The 20,869-nt window shown below is 59.7% G+C and carries 22 protein-coding genes; 11 read left to right on the top strand and 11 right to left on the bottom strand.

Going from position 1 to position 20,869, the window contains the following annotated elements:
• Positions 1–8: 8 nt before the first annotated feature.
• Genes nrdE through nrdH form a run of 3 tightly spaced genes read right to left on the bottom strand, consistent with a single transcriptional unit; the run spans position 9 to position 2,845 of the window.
• Positions 9–2,183 carry a class 1b ribonucleoside-diphosphate reductase subunit alpha gene (gene nrdE / locus DevBK_RS17760; RefSeq protein ID WP_410494096.1) on the bottom strand — a complete coding sequence of 725 codons (2,175 nt, stop codon included), beginning with the start codon at positions 2,181–2,183 and terminating at the stop codon, positions 9–11.
• Positions 2,165–2,569 carry a class Ib ribonucleoside-diphosphate reductase assembly flavoprotein NrdI gene (nrdI, locus tag DevBK_RS17765; protein ID WP_062629759.1) on the bottom strand — a complete coding sequence of 135 codons (405 nt, stop codon included), beginning with the start codon at positions 2,567–2,569 and terminating at the stop codon, positions 2,165–2,167. The genes nrdE and nrdI overlap by 19 nt, the downstream gene beginning before the upstream one ends.
• Before the next feature lie 54 nt (positions 2,570–2,623).
• Positions 2,624–2,845 carry a glutaredoxin-like protein NrdH gene (gene nrdH, locus DevBK_RS17770; protein WP_061909032.1) on the bottom strand — a complete coding sequence of 74 codons (222 nt, stop codon included), beginning with the start codon at positions 2,843–2,845 and terminating at the stop codon, positions 2,624–2,626.
• Between the two features lie 664 nt (positions 2,846–3,509).
• On the opposite strand from nrdH, the gene DevBK_RS17775 reads away from it, so the two are divergent.
• From DevBK_RS17775 to DevBK_RS17790, 4 genes are read left to right on the top strand one after another with little or no spacing between them, the layout of a single operon-like run.
• Positions 3,510–4,382 (top strand): metal ABC transporter substrate-binding protein, encoded by an 873-nt coding sequence (locus DevBK_RS17775; RefSeq protein WP_156464099.1) that lies wholly within the window; start codon positions 3,510–3,512, stop codon positions 4,380–4,382.
• Positions 4,379–5,254: a manganese/iron ABC transporter ATP-binding protein gene (locus tag DevBK_RS17780; RefSeq protein ID WP_317186403.1), complete on the top strand. Its 876-nt coding sequence runs from the start codon at positions 4,379–4,381 to the stop codon at positions 5,252–5,254. Before DevBK_RS17775 ends, DevBK_RS17780 begins: the two co-directional genes overlap by 4 nt.
• Positions 5,255–6,112, top strand: coding sequence for a metal ABC transporter permease (locus tag DevBK_RS17785; protein WP_317186404.1), 858 nt, complete (start codon positions 5,255–5,257; stop codon positions 6,110–6,112).
• The gene (locus DevBK_RS17790) at positions 6,109–6,960 is read left to right on the top strand and encodes a metal ABC transporter permease (protein WP_317186405.1); all 852 of its coding nucleotides are present in this window, start codon (positions 6,109–6,111) and stop codon (positions 6,958–6,960) included. Before DevBK_RS17785 ends, DevBK_RS17790 begins: the two co-directional genes overlap by 4 nt.
• Here the strand turns inward: DevBK_RS17790 and arr are convergent.
• Both arr and DevBK_RS17800 read right to left on the bottom strand, forming a co-directional pair.
• Positions 6,957–7,343, bottom strand: coding sequence for an NAD(+)--rifampin ADP-ribosyltransferase (gene arr, locus DevBK_RS17795; protein WP_317186406.1), 387 nt, complete (start codon positions 7,341–7,343; stop codon positions 6,957–6,959). The two genes, DevBK_RS17790 and arr, sit on opposite strands and share 4 nt — an antisense overlap.
• 77 nt (positions 7,344–7,420) lie before the next feature.
• A complete protein-coding gene (locus tag DevBK_RS17800) occupies positions 7,421–7,861 on the bottom strand; it encodes a helix-turn-helix domain-containing protein (RefSeq protein ID WP_317186407.1) in 441 nt (146 codons plus the stop codon).
• A 68-nt stretch (positions 7,862–7,929) separates the two neighbouring features.
• Here DevBK_RS17800 and DevBK_RS17805 point away from each other — a divergent pair, with 68 nt between their 5' ends.
• Positions 7,930–10,143 (top strand): heavy metal translocating P-type ATPase, encoded by a 2,214-nt coding sequence (locus DevBK_RS17805; RefSeq protein ID WP_317186408.1) that lies wholly within the window; start codon positions 7,930–7,932, stop codon positions 10,141–10,143.
• A 138-nt stretch (positions 10,144–10,281) separates the two neighbouring features.
• Here the strand turns inward: DevBK_RS17805 and DevBK_RS17810 are convergent, their stop codons facing one another.
• On the bottom strand, positions 10,282–11,940 hold the full coding sequence (locus DevBK_RS17810) for an alpha-glucosidase family protein (RefSeq protein ID WP_317186409.1): 1,659 nt from the start codon (positions 11,938–11,940) through the stop codon (positions 10,282–10,284).
• Positions 11,941–12,354: 414 nt separating this feature from the next.
• On the opposite strand from DevBK_RS17810, the gene DevBK_RS17815 reads away from it, so the two are divergent.
• Positions 12,355–12,813, top strand: a complete 459-nt coding sequence (locus tag DevBK_RS17815; RefSeq protein WP_317186410.1) for a GNAT family N-acetyltransferase — start codon at positions 12,355–12,357, stop codon at positions 12,811–12,813.
• A 4-nt stretch (positions 12,814–12,817) separates the two neighbouring features.
• On the opposite strand, the gene DevBK_RS17820 is transcribed toward DevBK_RS17815, so the two are convergent.
• Together DevBK_RS17820 and DevBK_RS17825 are read right to left on the bottom strand one after the other, a co-directional pair.
• On the bottom strand, positions 12,818–13,129 hold the full coding sequence (locus DevBK_RS17820; RefSeq protein ID WP_061909012.1) for a putative quinol monooxygenase: 312 nt from the start codon (positions 13,127–13,129) through the stop codon (positions 12,818–12,820).
• On the bottom strand, positions 13,129–14,058 hold the full coding sequence (locus DevBK_RS17825; RefSeq protein WP_317186411.1) for a 2-hydroxyacid dehydrogenase: 930 nt from the start codon (positions 14,056–14,058) through the stop codon (positions 13,129–13,131). The genes DevBK_RS17820 and DevBK_RS17825 overlap by 1 nt, the downstream gene beginning before the upstream one ends.
• Before the next feature lie 225 nt (positions 14,059–14,283).
• Between DevBK_RS17825 and DevBK_RS17830 the strand changes: the two genes are divergently transcribed.
• Genes DevBK_RS17830 through DevBK_RS17840 form a run of 3 tightly spaced genes read left to right on the top strand, consistent with a single transcriptional unit; the run spans position 14,284 to position 17,495 of the window.
• Complete coding sequence (locus tag DevBK_RS17830) at positions 14,284–15,705, top strand: circularly permuted type 2 ATP-grasp protein (RefSeq protein ID WP_062629750.1); 1,422 nt, start codon at positions 14,284–14,286, stop codon at positions 15,703–15,705.
• 4 nt (positions 15,706–15,709) lie between these two features.
• Positions 15,710–16,660: an alpha-E domain-containing protein gene (locus DevBK_RS17835; RefSeq protein WP_244487086.1), complete on the top strand. Its 951-nt coding sequence runs from the start codon at positions 15,710–15,712 to the stop codon at positions 16,658–16,660.
• A gap of 10 nt (positions 16,661–16,670) precedes the next feature.
• The gene (locus tag DevBK_RS17840) at positions 16,671–17,495 is read left to right on the top strand and encodes a transglutaminase family protein (protein WP_317186412.1); all 825 of its coding nucleotides are present in this window, start codon (positions 16,671–16,673) and stop codon (positions 17,493–17,495) included.
• Between the two features lie 12 nt (positions 17,496–17,507).
• Here DevBK_RS17840 and DevBK_RS17845 read toward each other — a convergent pair whose 3' ends face one another.
• Entirely contained in the window at positions 17,508–17,810 is a 303-nt protein-coding gene (locus tag DevBK_RS17845; RefSeq protein WP_062629748.1) for a hypothetical protein, read from the bottom strand.
• A gap of 30 nt (positions 17,811–17,840) precedes the next feature.
• The gene (locus DevBK_RS17850; RefSeq protein ID WP_317186413.1) at positions 17,841–18,908 is read right to left on the bottom strand and encodes an AbrB family transcriptional regulator; all 1,068 of its coding nucleotides are present in this window, start codon (positions 18,906–18,908) and stop codon (positions 17,841–17,843) included.
• Positions 18,909–19,090: 182 nt separating this feature from the next.
• On the opposite strand from DevBK_RS17850, the gene DevBK_RS17855 reads away from it, so the two are divergent.
• Positions 19,091–19,252 (top strand): hypothetical protein, encoded by a 162-nt coding sequence (locus tag DevBK_RS17855; protein WP_317186414.1) that lies wholly within the window; start codon positions 19,091–19,093, stop codon positions 19,250–19,252.
• A 9-nt stretch (positions 19,253–19,261) separates the two neighbouring features.
• On the opposite strand, the gene DevBK_RS17860 is transcribed toward DevBK_RS17855, so the two are convergent.
• Positions 19,262–20,071: a sugar transferase gene (locus DevBK_RS17860; RefSeq protein WP_317186415.1), complete on the bottom strand. Its 810-nt coding sequence runs from the start codon at positions 20,069–20,071 to the stop codon at positions 19,262–19,264.
• A gap of 223 nt (positions 20,072–20,294) precedes the next feature.
• On the opposite strand from DevBK_RS17860, the gene DevBK_RS17865 reads away from it, so the two are divergent.
• Positions 20,295–20,843: a transglutaminase-like cysteine peptidase gene (locus DevBK_RS17865; RefSeq protein WP_317186416.1), complete on the top strand. Its 549-nt coding sequence runs from the start codon at positions 20,295–20,297 to the stop codon at positions 20,841–20,843.
• Positions 20,844–20,869 lie beyond the last annotated feature (26 nt).

Genomic DNA, 20,869 nt, shown 5'->3' on the forward strand with positions numbered 1-20,869 from the left:
CCTTCTTATCAGAGAGCGCAGGAGACACAGCCCTGCACCTCCGTGCCTTCCAGCGCCAACTGACGCAGGCGAATGTAGTAGATGGTCTTGATGCCCTTCTTCCAGGCGTAGATCTGTGCCTTGTTGATATCGCGGGTCGTCGCGGTATCGCGGAAGAAGAGGGTCAGCGACAGGCCTTGGTCAACGTGCTGGGTAGCAGCCGCATAGGTGTCGATGATCTTTTCCGGACCGATCTCATAGGCATCCTGGTAATATTCCAGGTTGTCATTGGTCATGAAGGCAGCCGGATAATAGACGCGGCCGATCTTGCCTTCCTTGCGGATTTCGATCTTGGACACGATCGGGTGGATCGAAGAAGTCGAGTGATTGATGTACGAGATCGAACCGGTCGGCGGCACGGCCTGCAGGTTCTGGTTGTACATGCCGGTCATCATGACCTTGGCCTTCAAATTCAGCCAGTCTTCCTGGGTCGGAATGTGAATGCCGGCGTCTTCGAAAAGCTTGGCGACCTTATCGGTGGCCGGCTTCCATTCCTGGCTCGTGTATTTGTCGAAATAGGTGCCATCGGCATATTTCGACTTCTCGAAGCCCTTGAAAGTCTGCTCGCGCTCGGTGGCGATCAGGTTCGACGCGCGAATGGCGTGATAGGTCACCGTGTAGAAATACATATTGGTGAAATCGACGCCTTCGTCCGAACCATAATAGATCCGTTCGCGGGCAAGGTAGCCATGAAGGTTCATGGCGCCGAGGCCGATGGCATGGCTGTCGTCATTGCCCTTGGCAATCGAGGGCACGGACGAAATATTGCTCATGTCCGACACGGCCGTCAGCGCACGGATCGAGGTCTCGATGGTCCGGCCGAAATCTTCGGAGTCCATAGCATTGGCAATGTTGAGCGAGCCAAGATTGCAGGAAATGTCCTTGCCCATCTTGGTGTAGCTCAGGTCTTCGGAAAACTCGCTGGCGTCGCTGACCTGCAGGATTTCCGAGCAGAGATTGGACATGGTGATGCGGCCCGCGATCGGGTTCGCCTTGTTCACCGTGTCTTCGAACATGATGTAGGGGTAGCCAGACTCGAACTGGATCTCGGCGATGATCTGGAAGAATTCGCGCGCCTTGATCTTCTTCTTCTTGATTCGTCCGTCGGCGACCATTTCGCGGTACTTTTCACTGACCGAGATTTCGGTCATCGGCACGCCATAGACCTTCTGCACGTCATAGGGCGAGAAGAGGTACATGTCCTCGTTGTTCTTGGCCAACTCGAAGGTAATGTCAGGGATCACGACGCCAAGCGAGAGCGTCTTGATGCGCACCTTTTCGTCGGCATTTTCGCGCTTGGTATCAAGGAAGCGCATGATGTCGGGGTGGTGGGCATGGAGATAGACCGCACCTGCGCCTTGGCGCGCGCCGAGCTGGTTGGCATAGGAGAAGCTGTCTTCGAGGAGCTTCATAACGGGAAGCACGCCCGAGGACTGGTTCTCGATCTGCTTGATCGGGGCGCCCATTTCGCGAATGTTCGTCAGGCTCAGAGCCACGCCGCCGCCGCGCTTTGACAGCTGCAGCGCGGAATTGATCGAACGGCCGATCGATTCCATGTTGTCTTCGACGCGCAGCAGGAAGCACGAAACGAGCTCGCCGCGCTGCTTCTTGCCGGCATTGAGGAAAGTCGGGGTCGCAGGCTGGAAACGGCCGGCAATGATCTCGTCGACAAGCTGCTTGGCGAGCACTTCATCGCCGCGCGCCAGCGCCAGAGACACCATGCAGACGCGATCTTCGTAGCGCTCGAGATAGCGCTTACCGTCGAAGGTCTTCAGCGTATAGGAGGTGTAATATTTGAATGCGCCGAGGAAGGTCGGGAAGCGGAACTTCTTGTCATAGGCGTAATCATAGAGATCGCGAACGAAGTTGAAGGAGTACTGATCGAGCACGTCCTGCTCATAGTATCCTTCTTCAACGAGATAGCTGATCTTCTCGCGCAGGTTATGAAAGAAGACCGTGTTCTGGTTGACGTGCTGCAGGAAGTACTGGTGCGCAGCCTGCTTGTCCTTGTCGAACTGGATATTGCCATTGTCATCATAAAGATTGAGCATGGCATTCAGCGCGTGGAAATCCAGCGACTGATCCTGGCTTTGGCCCTTGGCGGCGGGGCGTTCTTCGGTGCGGTCTAGTGTGAGCGTGTCCAAAACCGTTCGAGTCCTTGCTTGACGTTTTCAACGTCCTCCGGCGTTCCGAGCAACTCGAACCGATAGAGGAGTGGCACTGCACATTTCTGGCTGACGATATTGCCTGCCGCGCCATAGGAAGTGCCGAAATTTGTATTCCCGGCCGCGATGACGCCTCGAATGAGGCTGCGATTGGCCGGATTATTGAGAAATTTTATAACCGGCTTGGGCACTGCACCCTTGCCATCGTTGCCGCCATAAGTGGGCACCACGAGCACGAATGGCTCATCGACTTGAGGCGGCTCGCTGCCGGCATCAACCGGCAGCCTCACACTTTGCATCCCCAGCTTCTCGACGAAGCGATGGGTGTTTTCCGAAGTGCTGGAATAATAGACGATATTGCCCATGATCCTGCAGTCCGGCTCCGTTGGCGCGAGCAGGGCCCGCGTGCCTCTAAAAAATCAGGAAAGGCTACCGATCATGTCAGGACGGAAGCCAGCCCAGTGCTGATCACCAGCCACTACCACTGGTACCTGACGATAGCCCATTTCTTCGACGCGCGCGTAAGCTGCAGCGTCTTCGGAGATGTCTACGACCGTGTAGTCGATGCCCTTTCGGTCGAGCGCGCGCGTGGTCGCGGTGCACTGGACGCAGGCAGGCTTGGAATAAACGGTAATGGTCATCGGATCCTCACGGAAGTGGGCTAAAAATGGAGTAGTTCAACGCTGCAAATCGCTACAAACGTCTGCCGCCCGACAACTGAAAATAACCAGCTTTCGAGGGGCTTGGGTTCGTCCGGCTCTTTCGAATCGTGACGCGCCCTGAACGCTATATGTAGTATCCCGTCTAATTCTTACTGCAAGGTATATGGTTTGTGTCAGGTCTGTCATCAACGCTTGACAGGCCGTTTGTGATCCCGCGGCAAATGGAATTCGGCCAAAAAATGTCCGGATTTCGGGGCGTTTCCGACCTTTCCAGATTCGCCCTTGGTGATGCATGGCTGATGTACCTAAAAGCGATCACTTTTTTCACCCAACGGAATACCAGGGGACAGTCTTCCTAAGCGATGGGATTCTCCCTTTCGCTATATAGACATAGCCGGCATCGCCGCCTTTTCCCCGTCAAACACACAGAACTCCACCGGGTTTTTCCGCGCCTCGGCGCATATCGGCCAATTTCCGCGACCTACTAGATGTAGTGTCCATGCAAACCGGCAAAATTCAGCCTTTTTGCAAACCATTCCTACTTGCAACTTTTGCGGATGCGATTCATTGTCTGGTAATGCAAATCATTCGCAACAAGGCTTGCTCAATGTTAATCGGTACGCGGCGCCAGACCCTTCGCACGATGATCGCCGCAGGTCTTGCGGTTACCCTGCCGGCTTTTCCCGTTTTTGCGCAGGATAAGTTCAAGGCAGTGACGAGTTTCACCGTCATCGCTGACATTGCGCAGAACGTTGCTGGCGATGCCGCGGTTGTTGAGTCGATCACGCGACCAGGCGCAGAGATCCATAATTACCAGCCCACCCCCGGCGATATTCAGCGCGCTCAGGGCGCCGATCTCGTCTTTTACAACGGGCTCAATCTTGAAACCTGGTTCCAGCGCTTCTTCGCCAATCTGCGTGATGTGCCGAGCGTCACGGTTTCCGAAGGCGTCGAGCCCATCGGCATTGCCGAGGGGCCCTATGAGGGCAAGCCTAACCCCCATGCCTGGATGTCGCCCAGCGCCGCGCTGATCTATGTCGACAATATTCGCGACGCCTTCGTCGAACACGACCCGGCCAATGCCGAAACCTACAAGGCCAATGCCGAAGCCTATAAGGCGCGGATCACCGAGACGATCGCACCAATCCAGACCGAGCTCTCCGGCGTGCCCGAAGCGCGTCGCTGGCTCGTAACCAGTGAAGGTGCGTTCTCTTATCTCGCGCGGGATTTTGGCCTTAAGGAACTTTATCTCTGGCCCATCAATGCCGACCAGCAGGGCACGCCGCAGCAGGTGCGCCATGTCATCGACATCATGCGCGAAAATGCCATTCCGGTGATCTTTTCGGAAAGCACCATTTCGCCCGCTCCGGCCGAGCAGGTGGCGCGGGAAACCGGCGCCAAATATGGCGGTGTTCTTTATGTTGATTCGCTCAGCGAGCCCGATGGTCCCGTGCCGACCTATCTCGACCTCCTTCGCGTCACCTCTGAAACCATCGCCAAAGGATTGGCGGAATGAACGCTCCCGCACGCTTCGATACCAATGGCATTGCCGTTCGGAATGCCACGGTCACCTATCGCAACGGCCACACAGCGCTGCGCGATGCCAGCTTCGAAATCCCGACCGGCACTATCGCCGCGCTTGTCGGCATCAACGGCTCGGGCAAGTCGACGCTCTTTAAGTCCATCATGGGCTTTGTCCGCCTCGCACGCGGCGAGATTTCCGTGCTCGGCATGCCGGTGGCCGATGCCCTGCGGAAAAACCTCGTCGCCTATGTGCCGCAATCGGAAGAGGTCGACTGGAATTTTCCGGTGCTGGTCGAAGATGTCGTGATGATGGGGCGCTATGGTCATATGGGTATGCTCCGCATCCCCAAGAAAGCCGACCATGACGCGGTCGATGCGGCGCTCCGCCGTGTCAATATGAGCGAATTCCGCAAGCGCCAGATCGGCGAGTTGTCGGGCGGGCAAAAAAAGCGCGTCTTTCTCGCCCGCGCTCTGGCGCAGGACGGCCGCGTCATTCTCCTCGACGAGCCGTTTACCGGCGTCGACGTCAAAACCGAGGACCAGATCATCACTCTCCTGCGCGAGTTGCGGGACGAGGGCAGGGTGATGCTGGTTTCGACCCATAATCTCGGCTCCGTCCCGGAATTCTGCGATCGGACGATCCTGATCAAGGGTACTGTCTTGGCCTATGGCCTGACCGAAGAGACGTTTACCCAGGAAAATCTCGAAAAGGCCTTTGGCGGCGTGCTGCGCCACTTCGTCATCAATCATCCATCCGGCAATGAACACACGGGCGTTCGCGTCTTCACCGATGACGAGCGGCCGCTCCTGTTCGAGGGGGGGCGAGCTCGGCGGCATTCACCCGGCGAGGCGGAGCGCAGCTAAATGGAGGTGCTCCTCGAACCCTTTGCCTATGGCTATATGACCAACGCCATGTGGGTGTCGGCCCTGGTCGGCGCCGTCTGTGCCTTCCTTTCCTGCTATCTCATGCTCAAAGGCTGGTCGCTGATTGGCGACGCGTTGAGCCACTCCATCGTCCCCGGTGTGGCGGGCGCTTACATGCTTGGCTTGCCCTTTGCGATCGGCGCTTTTTTCTCTGGTGGCTTGGCCGCTGCGGCCATGCTCTTTCTCAATCAGCGCACCAAGCTCAAGGAAGACGCCATCATCGGCCTCATCTTCTCGGCCTTCTTTGGGCTGGGGCTTTTCATGGTCTCGATCTCGCCGGTGCCGGTCAATATCCAGACCATCGTGCTCGGCAATATTCTGGCCATCACGCCCGAAGACACCTTGCAGCTCGCCATTATCGGCTTCGTCTCCCTGGCCATTCTGCTCGCCAAGTGGAAAGACCTGATGGTCGTCTTCTTCGACGAGAACCATGCCCGCTCCATCGGGCTCAAGCCGACCGTGCTGCGCGCCGTGTTTTTCGTGCTGCTTTCGGCGTCGACCGTTGCCGCCATGCAGACCGTCGGCGCTTTCCTCGTGATCTGCCTCGTCGTCACGCCCGGCGCGACGGCCTATCTGCTGACGGACCGCTTTCCGCGCCTTCTCGTCATTGCCGTCCTTATCGGCACGGTGACCTCGTTTGTCGGCGCCTATGTCAGCTTTTTCCTCGATGGCGCGACGGGCGGCATCATCGTCGTCATGCAAACGGCGCTCTTCCTTATTGCCTTCTTCTTCGCCCCCAAGCACGGCATGCTCGCTGCCCGCCGCCGTGCGGCCGCTGCCCTGGAGACCGTCGAATGAGCACTTTTGATCTCCTGCTGCTGCCGTTTCAGTTCGACTTCATGGTCAATGCGCTCATCATCTCGGCGCTCGTCGCCGTGCCAATGGCGCTCTTGTCCTGCTTTCTCGTGCTGAAGGGCTGGTCGCTGATGGGCGACGCCATTTCGCATGCCGTTTTTCCCGGCGTCGTCATCGCCTATATCGTCGGCATTCCCCTTGCCATCGGCGCATTCGTCGCCGGTATGTTTTCGGCCATTGCCACCGGCTTCCTCAAGGACAATAGCCGGATCAAGCAGGATACGGTGATGGGCGTCGTCTTTTCCGGCATGTTCGGCCTGGGGCTGGTGCTCTATGTCAAAATCCAGTCCGACGTGCATCTCGACCATATTCTCTTTGGCGACATGCTGGGCGTCGGCGCCAATGACATCATCCAGGCTCTGGTCATCGCGGTTCTCACCGCCGGCATCATCGGCATCAAGTGGAAGGATTTTCTGCTCCACGCCTTCGATCCGGCACAGGCTCGGGCGGTTGGGTTGCGGGTCAATCTTCTCCACTATGGTCTTCTCGCCATGATCTCGCTGACCATTGTAGGGGCGCTACAGGCAGTGGGGATTATTCTATCGATCGCCATGCTGATCGCGCCGGGCGCGATCGCCTTCCTCCTGACCCGCCGCTTTGCCACCATGCTGATGCTCGCCACATTCATTGCGCTCATCGGCTCGCTGCTTGGCGTCTACCTGTCCTTCTTCATCGACAGCGCCCCGGCGCCCACCATCGTGCTGCTCCTGACCGTGGCTTTCCTCGGCGCCTTCGCCTATTCGACGGTCAAGACGGCACAGATCGAAAGCCGGGAAGTGGTACAGCCCTAGTCGATCGCTTCGATCCCCATCCGCCGTGCCCTCTCGACCCCGTCTTTCATTTTCTGCAGTTGCTCCGGCGGATGGCCAATCCAGCCCTCGACTTCTCCGAGAACCCGCAGCGGCTGCTGGCTCCGGTAGGATTTCGTCGGATTGCCGGGGAATTTCTTGTCGCTGAGATTGGGATCGTCGATAAAGTCGCCGGTGGGTTCGACGATATAGATGCGCTGCGGGCCTTCGCCTTCGGCCAGTTCCGCGCCCCAGATGGCGGCTTCCAGTGTGGCGGCGAAGTAGATCCACGAAGCGCGATTGCGCTTGCCGAAGTTGGAGTTGAAGCCGGCAGTGAGCAGGTCGCCGGTTTTAAGGTCGGCGCGGGTGCCGTGATAGTAGATCATTCAACGCTCCTCTGAAGGGGGAGCGTTGTTATAGTGGATGGTGGCAGGCTTGAAGCAAGAGCCTTGCACCCCACATATCAGAGGTGCGGGGCATGGTCGGCGTGAAACCGGCATTTGCCGTGGTCGGCCAGAATATCGATCACCTTGCAGGTCTCGACCCGGCCATGCGAGCACCCCTCAACCATTCTTTCCAACTCGTGCTGCAGCGCCGTTAGGCTTGCGATCTTCTGCTTGACGTCGACGAGATGCTTGCTGGCGATCTGGTCTGCCTCTTCGCAGGAGACGTTCGGCTGGTCCTGTAGCGACAGAAGAGTGCGGATTTCGTCGATCTCGAAGCCGAGTTCGCGCGAATGGCGGATGAAGGTCAGGCGTTCAAGATCCGTCGCGTCATAGCTTCGGCGATTGCCCTCCGTGCGGGGAGGGCAGGGCAGGAGGCCGATCTGCTCATAGTAGCGGATGGTTGGCACCTTGACCCCGCTCGCGCTGGAGACGTTTCCAATTGTGATGCCTTGGCTCATTTTCCGCTTGCTCCTCTAGTCACTAGAGGATGTACGCCGGTTTCAATGATTTGCAAGGAGCTGGCTAAATGAGCGCAGAGGAAACCACCACACGCTTCCGTGTCGAGGGCATGGATTGCGCCAGTTGTGCCAGCAAGATCGACACCGCCGTGCGCCGCCTGCCGGGTGTGGATGATGTCTCCGTGTCCGTTGTCGCGGGCACAATGACGGTTGGGCACAAGGGGGCTGATCTCGATCAGGTGCAGAAGAAAGTCAGCGATCTTGGCTATCGCGTTTCGCCACTGGCGCCCGGCCGTCAGGCACCGCAGCCGACCCATGATCATGCGCACGATCACGACCATGATCATGACCACAGCGAAAAAGCCCCTGATGCCTTGGCCGGCATGCACGGCCATGACCATGGCGCCGAGACCGGCCCTTGGTGGCAAACCGGCAAGGCGCGGTTGACGCTGTTTAGTGCTGTAGCGGTCGTTGCTGCCTTCGCGCTCGAAATTTTTATGCCTGGTTGGCATACGCCGCTTTTCATTCTCGCCATGCTGGTCGGCCTGATCCCGATCGCGCGCCGCGCCTTCCAAGGCGCCATTAATGGCAGCCCGTTTTCCATTGAAACGCTGATGACGGTGGCGGCCGTCGGCGCCGTGTTCATCGATGCGGCGGAAGAGGCGGCGATTGTCGTTCTCCTCTTTCTCGTCGGTGAATTGCTGGAGGGCATCGCGACGGGCCGGGCGCGCGCCAGTATCAGGGCCTTGGCCGATCTCGTGCCGCGCCGCGCGCAGCGCGAGGTGGATGGCCGCGTCAGCGAAGTGGATGCGGCAGAGCTTGCAGTGGGCGACACTGTTCTCGTCCGTCCCGGCGATCGTATTCCAGCCGACGGCGTCGTGCTGTCGGGCGAAGGTTCGGTAGACGAGGCGCCTGTCACCGGAGAGAGCGTGCCGAAGAACAAAGGCCCGGACGATTCCGTCTTTGCTGGCACCGTCAACCAGGATGGCGCCTTGCGCATCAAGGTCACCGCGGCGGCGGCAGACAATACCATTGCTCGCATCGTGTCGCTGGTCGAAGAAGCCCAGGAATCCAAGGCCCCGACGGAGCGGTTCATCGATCGCTTCTCCCGTTATTATACGCCGGGCGTGCTGCTCGCCGGTGCGCTGATTGCCGTTCTGCCGCCGCTTGTCACCGGCGCATCCTGGGATGAGTGGATCTATAAGGGCCTCGCCATTCTCCTCATCGGTTGCCCCTGTGCGCTGGTGATCTCCACCCCCGCTGCGATTGCCGCAGCGCTGTCGGCCGGCGCGCGGCAGGGCCTGCTCATGAAGGGCGGCGTGGTGCTCGAACAATTGGGCAAGATCAACATGGTCGCGCTCGACAAGACCGGTACACTGACCGAAGGCCGGCCGCAGGTGACGGATGTCTTGGCGGTGGGCCGTTCCGAGCCTGAGCTTCTGCGCCTTGCCGCAGCGCTGGAAGTCGGCTCCAGCCATCCATTGGCGACGGCGATCCTTGCCAAGGCAAAGGCTGACGGTGTCGAGCCGATCGCCGCCAGCAATGCAAGTGCGCTGGGCGGCAAGGGTGTGATCGGCACGCTCGATGGCGTGGAGCTGTTCCTCGGTTCACCCAAGGCGGCGGCCGATCGCGCACCGCTACCTGACGATTTCCTGGCGCGGATCGGCCAGCTCAATGATGAGGGCAAGACCGTTTCCGTCCTTATTGCGGGCGGCGCGTTGGCGGGGCTCATCGCCATGCGGGACGAACCAAGGGATGACGCACGGGCGGGGCTTGCTGCGCTCAAGACGCTGGGCGCCGATGTGGTCATGCTGACAGGGGACAATGCGCGTACTGCTCGGGCTATCGGGGCTGATCTTGGGATCGATGTTAAGGCCGAACTGCTGCCCGAGGATAAGCAGCGTATCGTTTCGGGTCTCAAGGCCGATGGCAAGATCGTCGCCAAGGTCGGCGATGGCATCAACGACGCGCCGGCGATTGCGGCTGCCGATATCGGCATTGCCATGGGCGGCGGGACCGATGTGGCGCTCGAAACGGCCGATGCGGCGGTGCTGCATGGCCGCGTGATCGACGTCGCTAACCTGATCCGGATTTCGCGGGCGACAATGGCCAATATCGGCCAGAACATCACGATCGCGCTGGGGCTGAAGGCGGTGTTTCTGGTGACGACGATTATTGGCGTTACCGGGTTGTGGCCGGCGATCCTGGCCGATACCGGGGCGACGCTGCTGGTGACGGCGAATGCGTTGCGGCTCTTGGCTTGGAAGGGGGAGCGGGTTTAGGTCTGATTAGGGCTTAGAAATGGTGGCGCACGACACCCCCTCCCAACCTCCCCCATCGAGGGGGAGGTGCTGCGCTGGTGAGTTTGGCTTAGACCGTGCCAGGCACTGGATGCAATACCTCCCCCTTGATGGGGGAGGTTAGGAGGGGGTGACCTCTACCGGGTTTGCGGCCCGATAACTTACCTTGCCCTCACCCGCGGGCGCCTCGACCAGCGCATAGCCATTCGGCCCCAGTGTCAGGGCCTTGCCCTCGAACACCGCATTGTGGCTCACCGCCTCGAGCTCAACCGCTGTGCCAGCCATGGTGATGACCCGCTCTTCGGCCGAAAGATTGAACACGCAGATGATGTCCTTGTTGCCGGCCGAGCGCCGGTAGGCGAGGACGGGTTCGTCTGTCTCGAAAAATTCGATCGAGCCGGTGAGGAGCGCCGGCTGGCCTTTGCGCCAGGCGATAATCTCACGATAAAATTGCAGCGTCGAATTGGGGTCGGCATTCTGTGTTTCGACACTGAGCGCTGCGGCGGCGTGTTTGACGGGCAGCCAGGGTGTGCCGGTCGTGAAGCCGGCATGGTTCATGGCGTGCTGCCAGGGCATCGGCGTGCGGCAACCATCGCGGCCCTTGTCCTCGGGCCAGAAGCGGATGCCACGCGGATCGGTCAGCTCCTCATAAAGAATGTCGGCTTCCTGGAGACCAAGCTCTTCGCCCTGATAGAGGCCAACCGAGCCCTTGAGTGTCATGATCAGCGCCACGGCCTGGCGCGACAGGTCGGCCGGCGAGACGCTATGTGGCGCCCAGCGGGTCATGTGGCGAATGACGTCGTGGTTGGAAAAGCTCCAGCAGGGCCAGCCGGTGCTGTTATCGGCAAAGAAGGCCTCGATCTTCGAGCGGAAGTGGGCGGCGCTGAACTTTACACCGAGGAAGTCGAACGAATAGCACATGTGCAGCAGGTCGCTGCCGGACGTATATTGGCGCATCAATTCGAGACCGCGCTCGTCGTCGCCCACCTCGCCGACGGTCGTAGCGTTGGGGTAGTCGTTGAGCAGATCGCGCACGCGCTTGAGCCAGGCGACGTTTTCCGGCTGGCTCTTGGAAAACTGATGGCTCTGCATGTCATAGGGGTTCACCGCCGGCTTGCCATTGAGCGACTTGAGCGGCGGGTTCGAGCGCAATTGCGCATCATGGAAATAGTAATTGACCGTGTCGAGACGGAAGCCATCAAGGCCGCGATCGAGCCAGAAGCGCATGACGTCGAGCACGGCATCCTGCACCTTGGGATTGTGGTAGTTGAGGTCGGGCTGGGAGGTGAGGAAATTGTGCAGGTAATATTGCTTGCGCGCCGTATGCCATTCCCAAGCCGAGCCACCGAAGACCGAGAGCCAGTTGTTGGGCGGAGTCCCATCGGGATTGGCATCGGCCCAGACATACCAATCGGCGCGCGCATTATCCTTTGAGAAGCAGGATTCGCGGAACCACGGATGCTGGTCCGAGGTGTGGCTGACGACCTGGTCCATGATGACCTTGATGCCAAGGGCATGGGCGCGATCAATCAGGACGTCGAAATCCTGCAAGGAGCCGAACAGGGGATCGACCTGCATATAGTCCGAGACGTCATAGCCCATATCGGCCTGGGGCGAGGAATTGATCGGCGAGAGCCAGATGCAATCGACGCCCAGGCTGGCGATATGGTCGAGCCGGTCGATGATGCCGGGCAAGTCGCCGATGCCGTCGCCATTGCTGTCCTGAAACGAACGCGGATAGACCTGATAGATCACTCCGCCGCGCCACCATTCCGTCATTGTCAAAGCTCCATGTCGGCCCGAGGCCAAATCACCCGAAGGCTAGCGGGTTCGCGTGACGCTGTTAATGGCCGTCTGTGGCAGGATGGTGCAATTGGGGCATGCTTTTTTGCCGGATAGCGCCAAGGCTTCCGGTTTTGCGATGGACGGATCCCGGAGCGGCATTCGCTTCTGAGATTTTTTTGAGAGATGAAGCGGAGACCGCTCCGGGATGCCCTTTTTCGGACAGGAGTCACAGCGCCTTTTTGATCGCTCGTCGCAAGGCGGCCAATCCCGAACGGGCACCGGAGACGATCCAGCGCCAAGGCCCCCTCGCTACTGTCGTCTGCAGACCGTCCGTGCGAGGTTGGGTGGCAAGAGCATAAAGCGGTTCGAGGACACGGGGATAAAGTGAATAAACCAGAGGCCGGACCCATGATCATCACCACAGGATTGCTGATCGACCACACGGAGGCGATGAGCGCGCTTGTCGATCTCTATGAGAGCGAATGGGCTGATTGGTACAATCCGCGCGGCGCTTCGGCACGGGCGGATCTGACCGAGCGGCTGGAGCGCAATCGCCTTCCCCTGGGGATCGTCGCCTTTGCCGATGGGCAATTGGCCGGCACGTGTGCGCTGACGGTCATGTCTGGCGGGTTGACCGAACGGTCGCCCTGGCTTGGGGGCCTCCTCGTCGAGCCGGCCTTGCGGCGGCATGGCGTCGGATTGGCTTTGCTGGACCGCGCCAAGGTCGAGGCCAAGCGGCTCGGTTTTTCGCGGCTGCATGCGCTGACGGCGGAAGCGCGGCAACTGTTCGAGCGGGCCGGGTGGCGGCTCGCCGAGAATGTCGAGGTCGGCGGCAAGCTGCATGGGATTTATGTCGCCGTTCTCTAACGGATTACCGCGCGGCGAGAATGATCGGGTCCATATCGACGAGGCGTAGCGCTGTGACCATGTCGGCCGTGCCCTCCTTGTATTTGCGGAAATGCGGCGTCTCGATATGGGCTTCATAGGCCGCGCGCGAAGCATAGACTTCGAGGATGCGGATGCTGTGCGGCGCGGTTTTGTCCGCGACCGCATGGAGCATGAGCACGCCCGGCTCGCGCTCGACCGAGGCGGCGATTTCCTCGGTCAGAAACGCGAGATAAGCATCGAGCTGCGCGGGATCGACCTCGATCTCGGCGACGCGCACCATCCTTTCGTCTGCCATCAGACGACTGCCGAAATCAGTGGTTCGCCGGCAAAGTGCCGTTCGAGATTGGCGACGAGAAGCGCGCCCATGGCGTCGCGGGTCTGGTTTGTGGCGCTGCCCTGATGGGGCGAGAGCACAACGTTTTCGAGACCAAGCAGAGCTTCGGGCACCTTTGGTTCATCGACGAAAACGTCGAGCGCCGCGCCGCCGAGGCCGCCATTTTGTAGCAATTCGACCATGGCCGGTTCATCGATCAGCGTGCCGCGGGCGACATTGACCAACATGCCCTTGGGGCCGAGCGCTTCGAGGACCCTTCGCGAGACGATGCCATCGGTGCTTTTGCCGCCGGGGGCAATGACCACGAGCCAATCGCTGTCACGCGCCATGTCTTCAATATTGTCGTAATAGATGTGCGGCACGCCGGGCTGCTGCTTGCGGCCATAATAGACGACGCGCATCTTCATGGCCTGGGCGCGGGTGGCGATTTCCTTGCCGATGCGGCCAAGGCCGAGAATGCCAACGGTCTTGCCGGTGAGTTCGGAAAAAAGGCCGAAACTGCCGGAGGGCCATTTGCCCTGGCGAACGAACTGGTCGCTATGCGGAATACGACGGGCGAGCGAAATCATGAGGCCAATGGTCAATTCGGCGACGGCGTCGTTGAGCACGTCGGGCGTATTGGTGACGCGGATATTCTTGGCCTTGGCGGTGGCGGTGTCGATATTGTCATAGCCGACGCCGAAGCTGGCGATGATTTCGAGATTGGGCAATTGGTCCATCAACGGCTTCTGCACGCCGGACCCGGCATGGGCACGAATGCGGGCGCCGTTTTCCTTGAGCCAAGCGTCCTTGTTGGACACCTCATGGAGCTTGTGGACGGTGTAGCGCTCAGCCAGCGCCTTCTCGCAAGAGGCAAGCAAGGGGCCGGTCTGCAGAATCTCGATGGTCATGAAAAATATCCTCTCGTCATATGAGACTAGCGTCTCAGCCGCGAGAGGCAAGGCAGGTGGGCGATAAATCAGCCGCGCGCATCAGAGCATCTTGCCCTCCATTTGCGCAAGCCAGTCCTGCATTAAAAAGCGGCATGTGCACCAGATGACTGTCTGGACGGCAGGCGACAATCGTGTAGCAATGGTTGGCGCGATGGGAACGCCGTATCAAACTTGCGAAGTATAATGGGCGAAACGACGCCGTTCGACGAAATGTACAATCCGGACGGCACGGTCCGCGAACCTTATCGAGCCCTCAGCGAATGGCTCGCCGAACAGCCCGACAGGGGCCTGGCGCTGATGCAGACGGATGCGGAAGCGATCTTCCGCAAGCTCGGCATCACCTTTGCCGTCTATGGCTCGGAGGAGGGGACCGAGAAGGTCATTCCCTTCGATGTCATTCCGCGCATCATAGCCGCCAATGAATGGCGCAAGCTCAGCAAGGGCATCGAGCAGCGCGTCAAGGCGCTCAATGCCTTTCTCTATGACGTCTATCACCGCCAAGAGATTTTGAAGGCCGGGCGCATTCCGGAAAAGCTGATCCTCAACAACGCAGCTTTCTGTCCGCAGATGATGGGGCTGGAGCCCGCGCGCGGAGTTTATGCGCACATTATCGGCGTCGATATCGTTCGCGTCGGTGTCGACGAATTCTATGTGCTCGAGGATAATCTGCGCACGCCATCGGGCGTCTCCTATATGCTCGAAGACCGCGAAGCCATGATGCTCCTGGCGCCGGACCTGTTCCAGCGCTCCAAGGTCGCCCCAGTCGAGAACTATCCCGAAAACCTGCGCCGGACGCTGCAGAGCGTTGCGCCGGAAGGGGCCGGCAGCAATCCGGTGATCGCCGTCCTTACGCCCGGCATCTACAATTCCGCCTATTTTGAGCATTCCTTCCTTGCCGATCAGATGGGTGCGGCGCTCTGCGAAGGGCACGATCTCTTCGTCGATGGCGGCAAAGTCTATATGCGGACGACCACCGGCCCGGAACGCGTCGACGTCATCTATCGCCGCATCGACGACGATTATCTCGATCCGCTGACCTTCAAGCCCGATTCCATGCTGGGCGTGCCGGGTGTGTTCGACGCCTATCGCGCGGGCAATGTGACGCTCGTCAATGCGCCTGGCACCGGGATCGCCGACGACAAGGCGGTCTATACCTATGTGCCCGAGATCATCGAATTCTATCTCGGGGAAAAGGCGCTGCTCAATAACGTGCCAACCTATAATTGCACCGATGCTGACCAGCGCGCCTGGGTGCTCGACAATATCGGCGATCTCGTCGTCAAGGAGGTCCACGGCTCGGGCGGCTATGGGATGATGGTGGGACCGACCTCCACCAAGGCCCAGCACGCCGAATTCAAAAAGAAAATCCTCGCGCGGCCGGATAATTACATCGTGCAGCCAACCCTGGCTCTCTCCACTTGCCCCACGCATATCAGCGGCGATGTGGCCCCACGCCACGTCGATTTGCGGCCCTATGTGCTCGTGGGCGACGAGGTGCGGATCACGCCCGGTGGCCTGACGCGTGTGGCGCTCAAGAAAGGGTCCCTCGTGGTCAATTCCTCCCAGGGCGGGGGCACCAAGGACACCTGGGTTTTGGAAGACTGACGCCATGACCATGCTTGGACGCACCGCCCAAAATCTCTTCTGGATGTCGCGCTATGTCGAGCGCGCCGAAAACATGGCCCGCCTCCTCGAAGTGGGCTACCGCATGTCGCTGACAAGCCGTCGGGAAGGCGGGGCCAGCGAACATCTGGTCTCCATGCTGCAAGCCGCTGAGATGGACGAGGCCTTTGCCGCGCAGCACGAGGTGGCCGATGTCGACACCGTCGCCCATTTCATGATGTTCGACCCAGCCAATCCCTCATCGGTCTATTCGTGCCTGCAAGCCGCCCGCACCAATGCGCGCTCGGTGCGCACGGCGCTGACGACGGATATGTGGGAAAGCATGAACGGCGCTTGGCTCGAATTTTCGCAGATCAAGCCGCGTGACGTCCGCGGCGCCAAGCTTCTCGGGCTTTTGCAATGGGTGCGCCAGCGCAGCCACGAATTCCGCGGCGCCCTCCTCGGCACCATCCTCCGCGATGATGGCTTCGCCTTCCTCCAGGCCGGCAATTTCGTCGAGCGCGCCGACAATACGGCCCGCATTCTCGACATGAAATATTATGTGCTGCTGCCGCGTTCGAGCCTGGTCGGAGGCGAGATCGACATCCAGCAGTGGACGCTGATCCTCCGCGCTGCTTCGGCCCATCGCGCCTATGGCCACGTTTATCATGACCGCTATAAGGCCCATAACATCGCCGATTTCCTGATCCTCCGGCCGGAAATGCCGCGCTCTTTGGTCTATTGCGCTCGTTTCGTGCAGCAGAACCTCGATTTGCTCGCCAAACTCTATGGACGGCGGGAGGCGTGCCAGGATGCGATCGACGACCTCCTCTCGATGGTCGAGGATTCAAGCATGGACAAGATTTTCGCCCATGGCCTCCACGAATTTCTCGATGAGTTCATCGCCCGGAACAATCGTGTCACCGACACACTCTCGGCCAGCTACAACTTCTATTGAGGCCCAAGTCATGCGCCTTGCCATTGACCATAGGCTGACCCTCACCGCGCCCGCGGGGCCGTTCCAATCGGTTTTTCACCTGCTGCTGACGCCACCCGGCGGACCAACACAGAGCGTCGAACGCTGGGATATCGGTATGGCGGGTTTTGAAACTGCCGGCCGCTTTGTCGATGGCTTTGGCAATGTCGCTCATCTCGTCAATCAGCCCCGGTCCGAAGACGAGGTCACGATCCATGTCCGCGGCACGGTCTCGACGCGAGACACGCATGGCGTGATCGGGCGCCCTGCGGGCGAACCCGTGCCGGCGCTCTATCGACGCCTGACGACGGCAACCAAGGCGCCGCCAGCGCTCGTCGCGACGTTTCGTGGAACCAAGGAAAGCCGTGTCGACGTGCTTCACAGTCTGATGGCGCGCGTCGGTGACATGCTCGGCCTTCCGGACGAGACCCCGGCGCAGACGCAGATGCAGGCCGATGGCGGGCAGTCCCAGTCACAGACCACCGAGCAAAAGACTTTGCCTGCCGCGGCAGACTACGCGCACCTTTTTATCGGCGCTGCGCGTGCTCTCGATATTCCGGCGCGTTTTGTCACCGGCTATCGCCTCAACGAGACCAACGAGACCAACGAGACCAACGAGCCGGCAGTTCTCCACGCCTGGGCCGAAGCCTTCGACGATCGTCTGGGGTGGATTGGTTTTGATCCGCAGCGGCAGATGTGCCCGACGGACGCCTATGTCAGGCTGGCCGTGGGACTGGACGCGGAAATGGCGACCGTGCTGCGCACCGTTCCCGCGGCTGAACCGGTGCAACTGCTCACGGTCTCAAGGGCTGAGTAAGTCCGGCTAAAATTAGTAGACGCGCTGATAGCTGCCTGGCTGGAAAAACTGCATCTCTTCGCCGACGCCGCTTTCCTTCTTCACGAAAGCGCGGATGCAACCGTTCCAACGCTCGACGCGGGTGGCATCAATGCCCAATTGGCGAAGCTGCATCAGGTCGAAGTTGTTGAGATCGTCCTCATCGAAATCGTCGCCGATCGTGAAGCCTTGCGCGACTTCGATGCCACGGGTGCTATCGATGCAAAAGGGTGCAGCATAGGCTCCTGCGGTCATTAGGGCAGTAAAGCCGAAGGCAATGGCAATTGGGCGCATCATGGTAATCTCCGTTGGACTATGAAATGCCGGTCAATTGTGGCGGTGCTGTGCCAGCGCGCGCTCATGGCGTCGAATAAACACGACGACCACAGGAATGGCGACGCTCAGCATCAACAGACGAATAACGTGGTGGGCAGCAATGAAGGCCGTATCATAGCCGAGCGCAATGCCGAGGGCGCCCATGCCTTCGATCGCCCCGGGCGATAGCCCCAGCCAAAGTTGGCCGAACGGCATATCGACAAGCTGGGACACGATGAATGCAACTAGGGTCACGATCCCGACGGTCATGGCGGTGGCGATCACGCCGCCTTTGGCCGCGGCCAGGAACTCGCTGCGGGTGATGCCGACGAAGCGCGAGCCGATCATTGCCCCGGTCAGCACGAAGGTGAGAACGACGAGGGGCAGGGGAATGGCCTCGGTATAAAGTCCGCCAAGCTTGGCTGCGGTGGCTGCCGCCATGGCGCCGAGTACCATGCCCGCGGGCACTTTGAGCCGGATGAACACTAGGCCCACGGCAGCGCAACCCAGCGCCAACAGGCCTAGTTGCAAGGGGCCGAGGAACGCTGTGGCTTGCTTGATTTCGAAATGATCGATCGGCAGAAATGTCGCCCCAATCGGCACGGCGATGGTCAGCATCAAGATGCGGATGACCTGGATGATGACGATTTGCCGGGCATCGCCGACGCCCGTCGCCGCTATCCCCATCACGAAAGACAGATGGCCGGGGAAGGAGCTGAGATAGGCCGTTCCCGGATCGAGCTTGAAAAAGCGCGTCAGCATCCAGCCTGTCGTTGCGATGATGAAAGCGAGCTCCAGCGCGAGGGCGGCAAGACTGATCGGCCAGCTGGCGAGGAGGGACAGACTATCCGGCGAGACCGTCGCGCCCATCGACATGCCGATGAGAATGAAGATGACATTGCGAAGCCCATCGGGGAGGCGAACCGGCAATCCCGCCATGGCAGCAATGGTGACGGCCAGCGCCGAACCCATCAACCAGCCCGCCGGCAAGCCGACCGCGCTTGCCAATCCGCCACCTGCCGCTGCAAGGACGAGGGTCAGAAGAAAGGACAGAAAACCGCGGAGGGTGAGGTGGGGCATTAGCATGGCGGCAGGAAAGGGAGTGCGCTCCCTAAACCCTTCGCACGGGAATGTCACGGCTGGGGCGCCGGCCAGTCCATACAAATTGCAGCCAATTGCAACGATCGGTGACAGCGACCGTTAAATCTCTAAGCGTCTTATGAAGTGGTAGCCCAAACTTCCAATTTCGGAAGGACCATATGATGTCGCAGCGCAGTGCAGGAATTGAAGGTCATTTCGGACATGCGAATGTCCCGCGCCTCTGGATCATTCTTGGCTTCGGCATCGCGAGCTGGCTGCTTGTCCTCGCACTTGTCGCCGCCGCAACGACCGTCTTCCAGGCGGTTGCCAGTGTTCTCAGCTGACTGGCCCGTCTAGTGAGCCGTTGAACTCAGCAGCTCGGACGCTACGGTTTTCACCAAGATCTTCGCATCAAGCCAGAGCGAGAAATTCTGCACATAAGCGAAGTCGTGCCCAACGCGCTGCAGCGCCTTGGAACGATCAACCGTTGGGCCTCGCAGGCCTTGGCACTGCGCCCAGCCGGTCAGACCTGGACGGACGTGGTGGCGGAAGCCATAGTGAGGGACCAGGTCCTCGTAGGCCATGCCGCCAGCGAGCATCCCAGCGACGTGCGGACGCGGCCCGACAAGCGACATGTCACCACGCAGGACATTGATCAGCTGCGGCAGCTCGTCAATGCTGGTCTTTCGGATCAGGGCGCCAATTGGGGTAACGCGCTTGTCGTCCGCAACCGTCTGCGAGATTCCCGAGACATCGCACCGATCCGCATACATGGAGCGGAACTTCATGATCTGAAAAACGCGGCCATCAAGACCGACGCGGGACTGACGGAAAAAGACCGGACCCTTGTCGGTATTCTTGATCAGCAGCGCCACGATGATCAGAAGGGGGGCCAGGAACAGAAGACCTGCGCCAGCACCCGCGATGTCCACCAAGCGCTTAACAATGAGCGAAACGCTGCGCGAAAAGCTCGATGCAGGCGCTGCGGGAGCGCTATCGACCCACTGCACCGGAAGCCCATTTTGCGTACGCGTCAGTTCACGCGGAACCGACGGGCTCCAATTCAACTCAACTGCACTCTCGCGTTGCGTCACGACACTTGAAGAGATGTCGTCGCGCAAGGCGATTGCTTCGCGATCTACCAAGTTGGCTGTCCCGTCCATCTTAGCCCCCAGCGTTATACGCCGCTTAACTCTTTACTAACTATCACAGAGATCGCACGGAATGTCTCGTGCGTTCAAGACATGGCTGCCATCAAGATTAACGCGGCGCGATACTTGCCGCTTGATTATGGCAATTTTCGTAAAATTTGAAGTGATTTTGAGAGAAGGCAGCAAAAGCGAACCGGCAAATTGTTCCCATCGGATCAGTCCAAGGATGGGCAAAATGAAGAAGGTCGTATTTGCAGCTGTCGTCAGCGCGGTAGCTATGTTCGGTTCAGTCGATATGGCCTTTGCCAATCGCCCGACAAATATCGTGGTGCAGGAACGCGTGAGTGCGCGAGGACCAGAAAGTTTCCAGGTGTTCTGCGCAATCAATCCAGGTGAGTGTCAGCCAGGCGGCGATGCCAAGATCGCACTTGATGACGACGTGATGCGGCTGCTCACCCGTGTCAATGCGCGCGTAAATCGCGCTATTCGCCCTCGTCTCGATAGTCCGCTTGCCCAGGTGTGGCGAGTCAATCCTAGCGTTGGCGATTGCAAAAGCTATGTAGTCAGCAAGCGCCACGAGTTGATCCGCGCCGGCCTTTCGCCGAGCGCACTACGCATCGCTTACGTCAAGACGCGCGATGGACAAGGCCACGCCGTGCTCGTCGTTAAAACCCACAATGGCGATCTGACGCTTGATAATCTCACAGGCGAAATCAGGCTTTTCCGTCAAACGGGCTATCGCGTCGTCGGCATGTCCGGTTCCGACCCGCGCCGCTGGGGTTAATTGCAAATCTGATATAAGTGACGGTG

Source organism: Devosia sp. BK (genome assembly GCF_032907385.1).
Classification (GTDB): domain Bacteria; phylum Pseudomonadota; class Alphaproteobacteria; order Rhizobiales; family Devosiaceae; genus Devosia.

Excerpts from the sequence above, each read along its gene's own strand:
- nrdI (WP_062629759.1), bottom strand. The coding sequence starts at position 2,569 with ATGGGCAATATCGTCTATTATTCCAGCACTTCGGAAAACACCCATCGC.
- nrdH (WP_061909032.1), bottom strand. The coding sequence starts at position 2,845 with ATGACCATTACCGTTTATTCCAAGCCTGCCTGCGTCCAGTGCACCGCG.
- DevBK_RS17775 (WP_156464099.1), top strand. The coding sequence starts at position 3,510 with ATGATCGCCGCAGGTCTTGCGGTTACCCTGCCGGCTTTTCCCGTTTTT.
- DevBK_RS17780 (WP_317186403.1), top strand. The coding sequence starts at position 4,379 with ATGAACGCTCCCGCACGCTTCGATACCAATGGCATTGCCGTTCGGAAT.
- DevBK_RS17785 (WP_317186404.1), top strand. The coding sequence starts at position 5,255 with ATGGAGGTGCTCCTCGAACCCTTTGCCTATGGCTATATGACCAACGCC.
- DevBK_RS17790 (WP_317186405.1), top strand. The coding sequence starts at position 6,109 with ATGAGCACTTTTGATCTCCTGCTGCTGCCGTTTCAGTTCGACTTCATG.
- arr (WP_317186406.1), bottom strand. The coding sequence starts at position 7,343 with ATGATCTACTATCACGGCACCCGCGCCGACCTTAAAACCGGCGACCTG.
- DevBK_RS17800 (WP_317186407.1), bottom strand. The coding sequence starts at position 7,861 with ATGAGCCAAGGCATCACAATTGGAAACGTCTCCAGCGCGAGCGGGGTC.
- DevBK_RS17805 (WP_317186408.1), top strand. The coding sequence starts at position 7,930 with ATGAGCGCAGAGGAAACCACCACACGCTTCCGTGTCGAGGGCATGGAT.
- DevBK_RS17810 (WP_317186409.1), bottom strand. The coding sequence starts at position 11,940 with ATGACGGAATGGTGGCGCGGCGGAGTGATCTATCAGGTCTATCCGCGT.
- DevBK_RS17815 (WP_317186410.1), top strand. The coding sequence starts at position 12,355 with ATGATCATCACCACAGGATTGCTGATCGACCACACGGAGGCGATGAGC.
- DevBK_RS17820 (WP_061909012.1), bottom strand. The coding sequence starts at position 13,129 with ATGGCAGACGAAAGGATGGTGCGCGTCGCCGAGATCGAGGTCGATCCC.
- DevBK_RS17825 (WP_317186411.1), bottom strand. The coding sequence starts at position 14,058 with ATGACCATCGAGATTCTGCAGACCGGCCCCTTGCTTGCCTCTTGCGAG.
- DevBK_RS17830 (WP_062629750.1), top strand. The coding sequence starts at position 14,284 with ATGGGCGAAACGACGCCGTTCGACGAAATGTACAATCCGGACGGCACG.
- DevBK_RS17835 (WP_244487086.1), top strand. The coding sequence starts at position 15,710 with ATGACCATGCTTGGACGCACCGCCCAAAATCTCTTCTGGATGTCGCGC.
- DevBK_RS17840 (WP_317186412.1), top strand. The coding sequence starts at position 16,671 with ATGCGCCTTGCCATTGACCATAGGCTGACCCTCACCGCGCCCGCGGGG.
- DevBK_RS17845 (WP_062629748.1), bottom strand. The coding sequence starts at position 17,810 with ATGATGCGCCCAATTGCCATTGCCTTCGGCTTTACTGCCCTAATGACC.
- DevBK_RS17850 (WP_317186413.1), bottom strand. The coding sequence starts at position 18,908 with ATGCCCCACCTCACCCTCCGCGGTTTTCTGTCCTTTCTTCTGACCCTC.
- DevBK_RS17855 (WP_317186414.1), top strand. The coding sequence starts at position 19,091 with ATGTCGCAGCGCAGTGCAGGAATTGAAGGTCATTTCGGACATGCGAAT.
- DevBK_RS17860 (WP_317186415.1), bottom strand. The coding sequence starts at position 20,071 with ATGGACGGGACAGCCAACTTGGTAGATCGCGAAGCAATCGCCTTGCGC.
- DevBK_RS17865 (WP_317186416.1), top strand. The coding sequence starts at position 20,295 with ATGAAGAAGGTCGTATTTGCAGCTGTCGTCAGCGCGGTAGCTATGTTC.